Source organism: Lysobacter sp. P5_B9 (assembly GCF_054049835.1).
On sequence record NZ_JBFULP010000005.1, the window covers coordinates 165,461 to 178,318 of the forward strand.

13 protein-coding genes are annotated in these 12,858 nt (G+C 66.8%); 6 read left to right on the forward strand and 7 right to left on the reverse strand.

Translation table 11 applies throughout. The features are described from left to right. Window positions 1–19: 19 nt before the first annotated feature. The 6 genes from ACXJJ9_RS11745 to ACXJJ9_RS11770 all read left to right on the forward strand — a co-directional run bounded on the left by ACXJJ9_RS11745 (window position 20) and on the right by ACXJJ9_RS11770 (window position 7,496). The gene (locus tag ACXJJ9_RS11745) at window positions 20–1,504 is read left to right on the forward strand and encodes an NAD(P)H-hydrate dehydratase (protein ID WP_457097342.1); all 1,485 of its coding nucleotides are present in this window, start codon (window positions 20–22) and stop codon (window positions 1,502–1,504) included. 38 nt (window positions 1,505–1,542) lie between these two features. Further along, window positions 1,543–2,016 carry a tRNA (adenosine(37)-N6)-threonylcarbamoyltransferase complex ATPase subunit type 1 TsaE gene (gene tsaE / locus ACXJJ9_RS11750; protein WP_457097500.1) on the forward strand — a complete coding sequence of 158 codons (474 nt, stop codon included), beginning with the start codon at window positions 1,543–1,545 and terminating at the stop codon, window positions 2,014–2,016. 130 nt (window positions 2,017–2,146) lie between these two features. Beyond that, a complete protein-coding gene (locus ACXJJ9_RS11755; RefSeq protein WP_457097343.1) occupies window positions 2,147–3,694 on the forward strand; it encodes an N-acetylmuramoyl-L-alanine amidase in 1,548 nt (515 codons plus the stop codon). Between the two features lie 102 nt (window positions 3,695–3,796). Further along, window positions 3,797–5,596, forward strand: coding sequence for a DNA mismatch repair endonuclease MutL (mutL, locus tag ACXJJ9_RS11760; RefSeq protein ID WP_457097501.1), 1,800 nt, complete (start codon window positions 3,797–3,799; stop codon window positions 5,594–5,596). Continuing rightward, complete coding sequence (locus ACXJJ9_RS11765) at window positions 5,596–6,543, forward strand: DUF1684 domain-containing protein (protein WP_457097344.1); 948 nt, start codon at window positions 5,596–5,598, stop codon at window positions 6,541–6,543. Before mutL ends, ACXJJ9_RS11765 begins: the two co-directional genes overlap by 1 nt. Further along, complete coding sequence (locus ACXJJ9_RS11770) at window positions 6,540–7,496, forward strand: TraB/GumN family protein (RefSeq protein WP_457097345.1); 957 nt, start codon at window positions 6,540–6,542, stop codon at window positions 7,494–7,496. The genes ACXJJ9_RS11765 and ACXJJ9_RS11770 overlap by 4 nt, the downstream gene beginning before the upstream one ends. 66 nt (window positions 7,497–7,562) lie before the next feature. On the opposite strand, the gene rnfB is transcribed toward ACXJJ9_RS11770, so the two are convergent. The 7 genes from rnfB to ACXJJ9_RS11805 all read right to left on the reverse strand — a co-directional run bounded on the left by rnfB (window position 7,563) and on the right by ACXJJ9_RS11805 (window position 12,823). Continuing rightward, window positions 7,563–7,973, reverse strand: coding sequence for an Rnf electron transport complex subunit RnfB (gene rnfB, locus ACXJJ9_RS11775; RefSeq protein ID WP_457097346.1), 411 nt, complete (start codon window positions 7,971–7,973; stop codon window positions 7,563–7,565). 38 nt (window positions 7,974–8,011) lie between these two features. Beyond that, window positions 8,012–10,096, reverse strand: coding sequence for a methionine--tRNA ligase (metG, locus tag ACXJJ9_RS11780; RefSeq protein ID WP_457097347.1), 2,085 nt, complete (start codon window positions 10,094–10,096; stop codon window positions 8,012–8,014). Window positions 10,097–10,153: 57 nt separating this feature from the next. Continuing rightward, on the reverse strand, window positions 10,154–10,588 hold the full coding sequence (locus ACXJJ9_RS11785) for a DUF2147 domain-containing protein (protein WP_457097348.1): 435 nt from the start codon (window positions 10,586–10,588) through the stop codon (window positions 10,154–10,156). Between the two features lie 123 nt (window positions 10,589–10,711). Further along, the gene (locus ACXJJ9_RS11790; protein WP_310053280.1) at window positions 10,712–11,164 is read right to left on the reverse strand and encodes a DUF2147 domain-containing protein; all 453 of its coding nucleotides are present in this window, start codon (window positions 11,162–11,164) and stop codon (window positions 10,712–10,714) included. A 171-nt stretch (window positions 11,165–11,335) separates the two neighbouring features. Beyond that, the gene (locus ACXJJ9_RS11795; RefSeq protein WP_457097349.1) at window positions 11,336–11,860 is read right to left on the reverse strand and encodes an alpha/beta hydrolase family protein; all 525 of its coding nucleotides are present in this window, start codon (window positions 11,858–11,860) and stop codon (window positions 11,336–11,338) included. Between the two features lie 154 nt (window positions 11,861–12,014). Next, the gene (locus tag ACXJJ9_RS11800; RefSeq protein ID WP_457097509.1) at window positions 12,015–12,548 is read right to left on the reverse strand and encodes a hypothetical protein; all 534 of its coding nucleotides are present in this window, start codon (window positions 12,546–12,548) and stop codon (window positions 12,015–12,017) included. Continuing rightward, window positions 12,545–12,823: a hypothetical protein gene (locus ACXJJ9_RS11805; protein ID WP_457097510.1), complete on the reverse strand. Its 279-nt coding sequence runs from the start codon at window positions 12,821–12,823 to the stop codon at window positions 12,545–12,547. The genes ACXJJ9_RS11800 and ACXJJ9_RS11805 overlap by 4 nt, the downstream gene beginning before the upstream one ends. Between the last annotated feature and the right edge of the window lie 35 nt (window positions 12,824–12,858).

Consider the following 12,858-nt stretch of genomic DNA (forward strand, 5'->3'; position numbering starts at 1 on the left):
CCAAGTATAAAATCGCGGGATGCCCGGCACTTGCCACTTGTTCGACGCGACGGCCCTGCGGGGTATCGAGGCACGCGCCGCGGCGTCGGAGGGAGCAGACGCCTGCCTCATGCGGCGCGCTGGAGCAGCTGCCTGGCGGGAGCTGCTGGGCCATTGGCCCCAGGCGCAGCGCATCGTCGTGGTGTGCGGCCCGGGCAACAATGGCGGCGACGGCTACGTGCTGGGAGGCCACGCCGTGGCCTCCGGACGCCAGGTGCAGGTGGTGCGGTTGGCCCGGCATGAACCGCGCACCGACCTTGCCCGCCGCGCCTGCGGCGAATTCGAAGCGGCCGGCGGAAGCGTGCACGCATTCAGCGGACGGCTTGCGGACGCCGACCTGGTCGTCGATGCGCTCTTCGGCATCGGCCTGGCACGCGCGCCGGATGCCGACAGTGCTGCCCTGATCGATGCGATCAATGCGCATCCGGCTCCGGTGCTCGCGCTGGATGCGCCGAGCGGGATCGACTGCGATCGTGGCAGTGCGCCGGGCGCGGCGGTGCGCGCATCGCGCACGCTGGAGTTCATTGCACCCAAGACCGGATTGCGCACCGGGGCTGCGCTCAACCACGTCGGTGTGACGGCGCTGGCCCCGCTGGACCTCGCGCAACTCGTCGCGGACGTGCCGGCCAGCGCGGAATTGCTCGAACCCGCCGCGCTGGCCAACTGGCTGCGGCCGCGATCGCGGGATACGCACAAGGGCAGCAACGGACGCGTGCTCTGCATCGGTGGCGATTTCGGCAGTGGTGGCGCCATCCTGTTGTGCGCGGAAGCGGCGCTGCGCAGCGGAGCCGGACTGGTCGACGTCGGCACCCGGAGCCGGCACGTGTCCGCGCTGCTTGCACGGACGCCGGAAGCGCTCGCGCACGCGCTCGACGACGACGTGGCGGGCTTCGACGCACTGCTGCAACGTGCCGATGTGATCGCCCTTGGGCCAGGGCTGGGCCAGCAGGCGTGGGGGAGTGAACTGCATCAGCGCGCGATGGCTTCCGGCAAGGCGCTGGTGCTCGACGCGGACGCGCTGAATCTCGCCGCAGGTACGACAAAACCGTTGCCCGCGGATTCCATCATCACGCCGCATCCGGGCGAGGCGTCGCGCCTGCTGGCTTGTTCCACTGCCGAGGTGCAGCGCGACCGCTACCGCGCGGCGCGGGATTTGAGTGAATGTTATCGCTGCACCGTGGTGCTCAAGGGCGCCGGCAGCATCGTTGCGTCGCCCGATTGCCCTCCGCGCGTGATTGCCGCGGGGAATCCGGGAATGGCCGTGGGTGGCATGGGGGATGTGTTGACCGGCACCATCGCGGCCCTGCGCGCGCAGGGGTTGCAGGCATTCGATGCTGCAAGTGCAGGTGCACTGCTGCATGCTGCCGCGGGCGACGCTGCAGCCGGCAACGGCGAACGCGGGCTGCTGCCATCGGACTTGATGCCATGGCTGCGGCGATTGGCGAATCCGGAAATGATGAAGTGATCGATGAAGTGATTTCGATGAGTGACGATGTGATTTCGATGCTGCTCGAAGATGCCGACGCGACCGACGCATTGGGCGCCGCCCTTGCGCGCACGCGCCCGCCGCGCGGTGTCCTCCACTTGCATGGCGACCTCGGCGCCGGGAAGTCCACGCTCGCCCGCGCGCTGTTGCGCGCGCTGGGCGTGACGGGCGCCATTCGCAGCCCCACCTACACGCTGGTGGAGCGCTATCCGCTCGCGGCGGGTGGCGAGGCCTGGCACCTCGATCTCTACCGCATCGGTCACGGCGGCGAACTGGAATTCCTCGGACTCGACAGCGATGAAGCCACCCTCTGGCTGGTGGAATGGCCCGAGCGCGGAGGCGGCTATCTTCCCGTCCCCGACCTGCGCGTGGATCTGGACGTGGCGGGCCTCGGCCGGCGGGCGGATGTGATAGCCGTCACGGAAGGCGGCCGCGCATGGCTGGAGCGTTTGCAGGCCGTAAAGCCAACCCCAGTTGCAGCCGATTCCTGAATGATTTCGAAGAAAGGGCTGGCAGGTATCGGATTCATAAGGGAAAAGTGCTTGACAGTTGGCGGTGGCCGGTGCTTGACTACGGCTCATGCGCGTATCGGGGGCTACCTTTCAGAAATTCCTGTTGGGCATGGCGCTGCTCTCGGCGCTGGCCTGGAATCTCGTGCATGCCAGTGAAATCAATGGCTTGCAGCTGAGCAGTGGTGCCACGGGAACCCGTGCCGAGATCGCGCTCGATCAGACGGCCGAATTCAAGCTCATCCGCCTGTCTGGTCCCGATCGCCTGGTCGTCGATCTCCCCGCCACCCGGATCCGTTCCGGTGTCGCCATGCCGGCGGGCGCGGGCGTGATCAAGTCGGTACGTACGGGCCAGCCCGAAGCCGGCACGGCCCGCATCGTCTTCGACCTCACCCAACCGGTAGCCGTGCTGAGGCCGCGCATCGAACAGGGTGCTGGCGGTCCCCGCCTGGTGCTCGAATGGCCGGACGATGGTGAAGCGGCGGCTCCCGTTGCGACCATCAATCCTGTGCAGCCGCCGCCCTCCGCGGCCGCATCGGCGCCATCGGAAGTGGCAGTTGCCGGGCAGCCGCGGGGTGAAGACCTGGCCGCTTCCAACGCCGCCACGACCCGTCTGATTTCCGAATTGGCGGCGCGCGGCGAGGTCAAGAAGTTCGACAGCGCGCAGACCACGGCCGTGTCCCGGCCTCCGGTTTCGGGCGCGACGGTGGCCGACAATGCCGCCGGACTGCCAGGAACAATCCAGAAGATCGCCAGCGGCACGACCACCGCCCCGGGCGTTCCCGCGCCGCTTTCACCCGAAGTCACGACATCCGTGCCCCCGCCCCCGGCGGCGGCGACCGTCGCTCCCCCGGCGGATGCGGTCAAGACGATGAAGGACCTGATGCGCGGCCGCGGCATGCGTCCGCTGGTCATCGCCATCGACGCCGGCCACGGCGGACAGGACCCCGGCGCGACTGGTCTCAGCGGCAAGCGCGAAAAGGACGTCACGCTGGCGATCGCGCGCGAACTGGCGCGCCAGATCAACGCAACCCCCGGCCTGAAGGCGTATCTCACCCGCGACAACGATGTCTTCATCCCGCTCAACCAGCGCGCGCAGCTCGCGCGGCAGGCGCGTGCGGACATGTTCGTGTCGATCCATGCCGATGCCGCGGAAAACCGCGCCGCGAACGGGTCTTCGGTGTACGTGCTATCGCTGAAGGGCGCGTCTTCGCAGCGCGCGCGCTGGTTGGCCGACAAGGAAAACGCCTCCGACCTGATCGGCGGCGTGCGCCTGGAAAAGACCAGCGGCACGCTCGCCTCCGTGCTGATCGATCTGACCCAGAGTGGGCAGATGAAGGCGTCCGAGGACGCCGCCGCGCATGTGCTCGACGGCCTCAGCCGCATCGGCCGCAACCACAAGCCGCACATCGAGCGCGCCAACTTTGCCGTGCTGCGCACCTCGGACATGCCGGCGATGCTGGTGGAAACCGCATTCATCTCGAACCCGGAAGAAGAGCGTCGCCTCAGCGAGCCCGCTTACCAGCGCCAGCTGGCCCGCGCGGTGCTGGATGGCGTCAATACCTATTTCCTGCGGCAGCCACCGCCGGGCACGCTCTACGCCGCCCAGGCGGCCGCCGACATGCCGGGACTGGCCGGCGCGGGTGGCGGCGGCAAGTGAACCGTTAGCGGCAGGCGGTCTTTGCGCGGTGGGATAAACGCCCCGCGCCGCATATCATCCCGGCTCATGACATTTACGGCGCGCGACGCCGTTGCGGCCGCCGTGGCGATACGACAGTTACCCGACACCCTCATCAACCAGATCGCCGCAGGCGAAGTCGTCGAACGACCCGCTTCCGTGGTGAAGGAACTGGTCGAAAACGCCCTGGACGCCGGCGCGCGGCGGGTCGACATCGACCTGGAGGAAGGCGGGGTCCGCCTGATCCGCATCCGTGACGATGGCGGCGGCATTCCCGCCGAGGATCTGCCACTGGCGGTGTCGCGCCATGCCACCAGCAAGATCGCTTCGCTCGACGATCTCGAAGGGGTGGCGACGCTGGGCTTCCGCGGTGAAGCCTTGCCCTCCATCGCCTCGGTCAGCCGCTTCGCGCTCATGTCGCGCCATCCCGCAGCCGCGCATGGCTCGTCGCTGGAGATCGAGGGTGGCCGCCTCGGGGACGTGATGCCGAAACCGCACCCGCAAGGCACGACGGTCGAGGTGCGCGACCTGTTCTTCAACGTGCCCGCGCGGCGCAAGTTCCTCAAGGCCGAACGCACCGAGCTCGGCCATATCGAGGAATGGTTGCGGCAACTGGCGTTGGCGCGGCCGGACGTCGAACTGCGCGTGTCGCACAACGGCAAGCCGTCGCGGCGCTGGAAGGGCGAGGGCGACCTGCTTTCGGAAGTGCGCCTGCACGAGGCGCTCGGCGAGGAATTCGCCAACCACGTCCTGCGCATCGACCACAGCGCTGCCGGCCTGCGCCTGCATGGTTGGATCGCACAGCCGGTGTACAACCGCGCCAGCGCCGACCAGCAGTACCTGTACGTCAACGGCCGTGCCGTGCGCGATCGCAGCGTGGCCCATGCGGTGAAGCAGGCGTACGCCGACGTGCTGTTCCATGGCCGCCAGCCGGCCTACGTATTGTTCCTTGAGCTCGATCCGCGGCGCGTCGACGTCAACGTGCATCCGGCCAAGCACGAAGTGCGCTTCCGCGATGCGCGCCTGATCCACGACTTCGTCTATCGCACCCTCCACGAAGCGTTGGCGGAAACGCGGGCGGGCAGCGCACCGATGCCGCTCTCCGCGCCGGAAACCGCGACCGCGGACGTGCGGTACGGGTGGAACGCCGCGGCGCCACAATCGCCGCTGGGCCTGCAACAGGTCGCCGATATCCGCGCAGGTTATGCCGTCCTGTATGGAACGGGCGCGCCGCAGGTGTCCGCTTCGACGCCTGTCGCGCTGGCGTCCGCGCCGCTGCCCACCAGCCAGGACGCCTCCATGCCGCCGCTGGGCTACGCCATCGCGCAACTGCATGGCATCTACATCCTTGCGGAAAATGCCGATGGCCTGATCGTTGTCGACATGCACGCCGCACACGAGCRCATCGGCTACGAGAAGTTGAAGTACGCGCACGATGGTGAAGGCCTGCGCACGCAGCCGTTGCTGGTGCCACTGACCGTCGCCGTTTCCGAGCGCGAGGCCGACGTAGCCGAGCGCGAGGTCGATACCTTGGCGACGCTCGGTTTCGAGCTCAACCGCAGCGGCCCGCAATCCCTGGTGCTGCGTTCGGTGCCGGCATTGCTCGCGCACGGCGACATCGAGGCGCTGGTGCGCGATGTGCTGGCGGACCTGCGCGAGCACGGCGAGAGCCGGCGTGTCGCCGCCGCCCGCGACGAACTGCTGGCGACCATGGCCTGCCATGGCGCCGTGCGAGCGAACCGACGTCTCACTTTGCCGGAAATGAACGGGTTGCTGCGCGAAATGGAAGTGACCGAGCGCTCCGGGCAGTGCAATCATGGCCGTCCTACCTGGGCGCGTTTCTCGTTGCCCGAGATCGATCGCTGGTTCCTGCGAGGACGTTGATGCGCCGACTGCCGACCAAGTTGTTCCTGCTGTTGCTCCTGGCGCTGGTGGCGACGGGCTGCAAGGACAAGGAAGCCACGCACCAGGCCGCGGAAGCCAAGGCGCGAGCCTTCGCCGCCAGCCAGCAGGCCTGGCGCGACGAGCGTCGCGCAAAGCTGACGCAGCCCGATGGCTGGACCAGCCTCGTCGGCCTGCACTGGATCGACGAGGGCGAGCATTACTTCGGCAGCGATGCCGACAATGGCATCCGGCTCGCCGCCGGTCCGGCGCATGTCGGGATGATTTCCCGCAAGGGCGACCGCCTGCGCTTCGTGCCCGAGAAGGGCGCGCTCCTGACCCTGGACGGCCAGCCGCTTGCAGGCGCGACAACGCTGCGCAGCGATGCGGATGACCTGGGTCCGAGCAAGCTCGGCTTCGACGACGGCAAGGGCGTGATCACGGTGATCAAGCGCGGCGACCGCTACGCGCTGCGCATCAAGCACGCCGATGCGCCCACGCGCACCGACTTCAAGGGCATCGAATATTGGCCGGGTGGTGAAGACTGGATCGTCAAGGCCCGGTTCGTGCCAAACGCGCCCGGCAAGGCCATTCCGGTCGCGAACATCATCGGCATCACCGAGGATGTCCCCAATCCCGGCGCTGTCGAGTTCCAGCGCGATGGCAAGACCTACCGCATCGAGGCCCTGGACGAGGGCGATGGCGTGTTGTCCCTGGTCTTCGCCGACCGCACCAGCGGCCATGGCAGCTATCCCGCGGGCCGCTTCCTCGACGCGCCGATGCCCGATGCGAAGGGCAATGTCGTGGTCGACTTCAACAAGAGCTACAACCCGCCGTGCGCGTTCACGCCATTCGCCACGTGCCCGCTACCACCGCCGGAGAATCGCCTGGACCTCGAGGTCGTCGCCGGCGAGAAGGCCTATCACTTCGAGGAACCCAAGCACTCATGAACCACGCCATCCTTCGCCGCGGCAAGTCCGTCGCGCTCTCGGTCCTGGCATGCGTGCTGGTCGCGCCGGCCGTGTACGCGTGGACGCCACCCGCGGCAGCGCCGACCTCCGCGCCCGCGAAGACGGCCCCCAAGCCGCTGTTGTGGAAGGTGTCGGACAGCGACAACTCGATCTACCTGCTCGGTTCCTTCCACCTGCTCAAGGCCGATGACTATCCACTGTCCAAGGATGTCGACAAGGCGTTTGCGGATGCGGAAAAGGTGGTCTTCGAAGTGCCGCCCGCGGAGCTGGGCGATCCGTCGCTGGGGCAGAAAATGCAGCAGATGGCCGGCTTCAGCGATGGCCGCAGCCTCAGCAAGGTGTTGCCCGCCGATGTCCGCGCGAAGATGGAGCAGGCAATCGGCGCGGAGCGGCTTGCGCAACTCGACGCGATCGAGCCCTGGTACATCAACCTGGGGCTGTTGATCGGCGTCTCGCAGCAGATGGGTTTCCAGGCGGACCAGGGCGTGGACATGCATCTCGCCCGCCGTGCCGTGGCTGCCAACAAGCCTGTATCCGGCCTTGAGACCGCCAGCGAGCAACTCCAGGTTCTCGACGCTTCGCCGATGGAGGAGCAGATCGCCGGTCTGCGGGACTTCTTCAACGATCCCGCGGAAGTTCCGAAGCTACTGGCCGACACGCACGAAGCCTGGCGCGATGGCGACGTGGCCAGGCTGAACGCGCTGGTGATCGACGAGGTGCGCAAGGAAACGCCGGTGACCTATCGCATCATCAACGTCGAACGCAACGACGCGTGGGTGCCGCAGCTTCGGCAGATGCTCGATGGTCCGTCCAAGGACGACACGCTGGTGGTCGTCGGCGCGATGCACCTGCTGGGCAAGGATGGAGTCGTGGAGAAACTGCGCGCGAAGGGTTACCGCGTCGAGCGCATCTGCACGGCCTGCGACAAGTGACCTGATCCAGGCGGCGTGATCAGGCGGCGTGATCCAGGCGGCGAGGACCGCCGCCACGGAGGCTGCTCAGGCAGCCACCACCAGCTCGATGCAGTCCACCGGACAGGCGGGCACGCATAGCTCGCAGCCGGTGCACAGCGGCTCGATCACGGTGTGCATGTGCTTGGAGCCACCAATGATGGCGTCGACCGGACACGCCTGGATGCACTTCGTGCAGCCGATGCAGTCGGCTTCGATGATCAGCGCGACCTGCAGCGGCTTGTGCTCGCCGCGAGCGCGGTCGTAGGGCCGGGCGGGAACGCCCAACACCTTGGCCAATGCGCGCGCGCCGGCATCGCCGCCCGGTGGGCAGTGGTCGACACCGGCCTCGCCCCGCGCCATCGCTTCCGCGTAGGGGCGGCACCCCGCGTAGCCGCACTGACCGCACTGGGTCTGCGGTAGCAGGCGGTCGAGGCGTTCGACGAGATCAGCGTTCATTGCTCGCAGTGGTCAGGCCCTGCCTCCAGGGCGCCGGCTCAACGCACCGGCATGCCCGGCTGGGCGCCGCCATCCGCGTCGAGCAGATGCAGCGCACCGCCGTCGAAACCGGCCGACAGGATCATGCCTTCGCTCAGGCCGAACCGCATCTTGCGCGGCGCGAGGTTGGCAATGAACACCACGCTGCGGCCGACCAGCTTTTCCGGTTCGCCGTACGAGCCGCGGATACCCGAAAAGATCTGGCGCTTGCCCAGTTCGCCGGCATCGAGCTCGAAGCGCAGCAGCTTGTCCGAGCCGTCGACGAATTCGCACGCCAGGACCTTGCCGACGCGCAGGTCGAGCTTGGCAAAGTCGTCGATGCCTATCGTCGTGGAGGGCGTCGTCGTGGAGGGCGCCGCTTCGTTGGCGGTGGGCGCGGCGACGGGAGTGGCTTGCTTGGCGGGTGCGCTGGCGGCGGCGGGAGCGGTGGACTGCAGGTTTTCCTTCGAGGCTTCGATCATGGCTTCAATCTGTTTCGGGTCGATGCGGGTGAACAGCGGCGTGTAGGCGGCGATGCGGTGCGCCAGCAGTGGCGTGTCGACGTCGTTCCAGCCAGAGAGCGGTGCGTTGAGGAACGCTTCGGCCTGCTCGGCGACGCGCGGCAATACCGGCTTGAGCGCCGCGGCCAGCACGCGGAACAGGTTCAGGCCCTGCGTGCACACGGCCTGCAGTTGCGCATCGCTGTCTGGCTGCTTGGCGAGCACCCACGGCTTGTGTTCGTCGATGAACTTGTTGGCTTCGTCGGCCAGCACCATTGCCAGGCGCAGGGCGGTGGCTGCCTCGTTGCGGCCATAGGCTTCCGCGATCGAGGCCAGCTGCGCGGTGAAATGCGCGTACATCGCCGGATCCGGCAACTCCGCGGCGAGCATGCCGTCGAAGCGCTTCTCGATGAAGCCGGCGCAACGGCTGGCGAGGTTCACGAACTTGCCGACCAGGTCGGAGTTCACTCGCGCGGTGAAGTCGGCAAAGTTGAGGTCGACGTCGTCCACGCCGCCCGAGGTCTTGGTCGCAAAGTAGTAGCGCAACGCTTCCGGCGCCAGGCCGTGGTCGAGGAACGTGCGCGCCATGATGAAGGTGCCGCGAGACTTCGACATCTTCTCGCCGTTCACCATCAGGTAGCCGTTGACGTGCAGGCGGGTGGGGGCGCGATGGCCGGCTCCGTGCAGCACCGCCGGCCAGAACAGGCCGTGGAAGTTGACGATGTCCTTGCCGATGAAGTGGTGCATCTCCGTCGCGCTGTCCGGCGTGAGGTAGCGATCGAAGTCGATGCCCTCGCGTTCGCTCAGCGCCTTGAAGCTGGCGAGGTAGCCGATGGGCGCATCCAGCCACACGTACAGGAACTTGCCGGGGTGGCCGGGAATCTCGAAGCCGAAGTAGGGCGCATCGCGCGAGATGTCCCAGGCGCGCAGCCCGCCTTCCGCATCGAGCCATTCCAGCAGCTTGGCCTTCACGCCCGGCGTGGCCACGTCGCCCGCGAGCCAGCCGCGCAGGAAGTCGCTGAAGTCGCCGACTTCGAAGAAGAAATGTTCCGACTCGCGGATCTCGGGCGTGGCGCCACTGAGCACCGAGCGCGGTTCCTTCAGTTCGCTCGGCGAATAGGTGGCGCCGCAGTTCTCGCAGTTGTCGCCGTACTGGTCGGGCGTGCCGCAGTTCGGGCAGATGCCCTTGACGTAGCGGTCGGGCAGGAACATACCCTTGACCGGGTCGTACAGCTGCGCCACCGCGCGGCGCTGGATGTGGCCGTTGGCTTCGAGCCTGAGGTAGAAGCTTTCGGTCAGCGCGCGGTTGTGCGCCGAGTTGGTCGAATCGTAGTGGTCGACGCGGACGTCGAAGGCCTGCAGGTCGCGCTCGTGCGACTCCTGCATGCCGGCGATGAAGTTTTCCGGCGTCATCCCGGCTTTTTCGGCCGCCAGCATGATCGGCGTGCCATGGGTGTCATCCGCGCTGACGAAGCGCACCGTGTCGCCCGCCATGCGCCGCGCGCGCACCCAGATGTCGGCCTGGATATAACCGACCAGATGGCCAAGGTGCAGCACACCGTTGGCGTAGGGCAGGGCGAAGGTGACGAGGAGATCGCGGGACATGGGGACAGCGGATGCGAGGGGAGCGCGATTATCGCATGCGCCTCGCGCGCGACCCGGTCAGGGTTCGCGCAGCCAGTCCTGCGAGCGGCAGATGAAGGCGATGCAACCCGACACCCCGAGCTTGCGGCCGCCATCGCGCAGTTCCACCCTGGATTTGTAGGTCTTGCCCTTTTCCGGGTCCAGCACGGTGCCGCCGCTCCAGCCCGCGCCTCCCGGCCTGAGTCCCCACAGGATCACCATGCCCTTGATCGGCTTGTTGTTGCTGGCGCCCCGGCATTTGACGCAGAGCGGGTTGGGACCATCCTTCATGTCCAGGATCTCCACGACCTTGCCCGCATAGCTGCCGTCGCGGGCCTGGTAGACCTCCACGATCGACTTGGACTTGCCGTTGTCGTCGTCGATGGTCCGCCAGCGCCCCACCGGCGATTGTTGCGCGCTCGCGATTGCGGGCAGGAAAAGCAGGCAGGAAAGCACCATGACGCGAAAGGACATCGCAGAACTCCAGGCAGCTGGTTGCTCGGGGCCGGATCGAAGCACGGGCCTCGATGGAACGGACTTCAATAAAAACGGCCCGATGTACGGGCCGTTTCGTGTTGCGTTGGTTGCGCGGAGCGGTCAGTTCTCGCGCGTCCAGGTCTGGTGCTTGCAGATGAAACCAAGGCAGCCGGAGACCTCGAACTTCTTGCCGCCATCGAGCAGCTTGGCCTTGGACTTGTAGGTCTTGCCGTTGGCGAGCTTGAGCACGGTGCCACCGGTGTATTCGTCACCGTCGCGCTTGAGGCCCCACAGGATCGGCATGTCCTTCATCGGCTTGTTCTTGGCTGCACCGTTGCACTCGGTGCATACGGCGTTCGGCGCGAACAGCGTCTCGACGACCTTGGCCGCGATGGTGCCGCCCTTGGCTTCGTAGACATCGACGATCAGGCGCGGCTTGCCGGTGTCCTCGTCGTAGGTCTTCCAGCGCCCGACCGGCGACGCGGATTGCTGGAATGCTGCGGCCGAAGTGGCGAGCAGCGGCAGGGCAATCAGCAGGGCTGCAAACTTCGCAAGCATGGACTTGTTGCGCATGGGTCCCCTCCGGACTCAGTTGATACGTCCGCGCGACGGCGCGGGAGTGGCGTCTTTATACCGCATCCGGAGCCGTACGGAAGTGCGGGGCGTCGTTCATTCAGCCGGCAAAAAGAAGCCCGGCTTGCGCCGGGCTCCTGCATCCGAAAAGTGCGATGGAGCCGACTCCGTTCAGAGTCCGCTGCCGCCGCAACCCTTGAGCAGATAGTCCTCGATCCGCTGCAGCTGGCTGCCGAAGATCTCGCGCGTCCATGCCGGCCCGTGGGCATAGTCATCGATCGGGTAATAGTCCACCCGCTGGCCGGACTTCCTTGCCGCCGCGTTGAACCACTCCGATTGCTCGATCGGTACGGTCTGATCGCGATCGCCGTGATAGATCATGATCGGGATCTGGATCTTGTCGGCATGGTCCAGCGGATTGAGGCCGTCCACGGTAGGTGCCTGCGCCTCGCGGAAGAACGGGTTGGTGTAGAACTTCGACCAGATCTTGTGGATGTCGGATACGCCCGCGCCAGCGATCGCGCACTTGTACAGGCCATTGGGACGGACGGATGCCGCGAATGCCGCATAGCCGCCGTAGGAGAAGCCGAACATCGCGACGCGTCCGGGCTGGGCGATCTTCTGTTCCACCATCCACTTGACGCCGTCATCCTTGTCGTCCTGCATCTTCTGGCCCCATTCCGCGTCGCCTGCCATCCATAGCTTGCGGCCCCAACCGACACGACGAACGACTTCATGTCCGGCGTGTAGTCGACCAGGCGATATCCCGCCGCGGTGTCGTAGCCCGCGCTGGCGCTGGCGCTGGCGCCCGTGGCTGGATCGACGAACGTGGTCGGGGTGGTGGCGATGTTCAGCGCGGGCCGCAGCCCCTTGTCCAGGGCCTGGAATTGCGGCGCGACCCACTGCATGTCGGCGCCGCGCGGGCCTTCGTAGCTGACGCCGAGGATTTCACCCGGGCGTACGCCGCCGCCGTTTCGGTAACGGTTGATGACGACGTTGCTGGCATCGAAGAAGCGACGTTCGAACAGGACCTCCTTCTTCGTGCGCGTGACGATGTCGTACTCGTAGATATGCGCCTTGTCCCGGCCCACAGAATGAAGGCGATGTTTGGATCCTCGGCGAAACCCAAGACCTCGACCTGATTGCGATTCTTGACGTAGGAGCGGAAGTGCTCCTGCCATTGCCCCGTCTGCAGGTCGCGGAATTCGGCCGCGACGTAGGCGCCCGACGCATCGATGTCGGCGCGCAGGCGCGCACGCAGGTTGCCCTCAAAATCGGCGACGTAGCCGGAGACGCGTTCCTCGGTGCGCTGGATGCGGTCAGCCTTGAAGGTGCGGATGTTGACCTTGTAGACGTCGCCCGCGGCCATGCCGACGTTGTTCACCACCAGGATGTGGTCCGGCTCTGCTTGACGCGATCGGTCAGCCACGACTGCTGCGTGCAGCGGGCATCCGAGTCGGCATAGCTCAGATTGAAGTCGTAGTTCCAGTCCGCCCAGATGAAGTCGCCCTTCAGGCCGGCCACGCCCTTCCAGTAATTGACTTCCTGTTCGCTCTTGTCGTTGCCATAGCCGAGGAACGCGCGCACGCCGACCGGACCATTGGTGATCGCGCTGGGGGCGGTCTGGAACGTGCTGGCCTGCAGGTTCGCCGGAATCATCGGCCTGCCCGGCCACCGCGTCCGAACCGTAGATC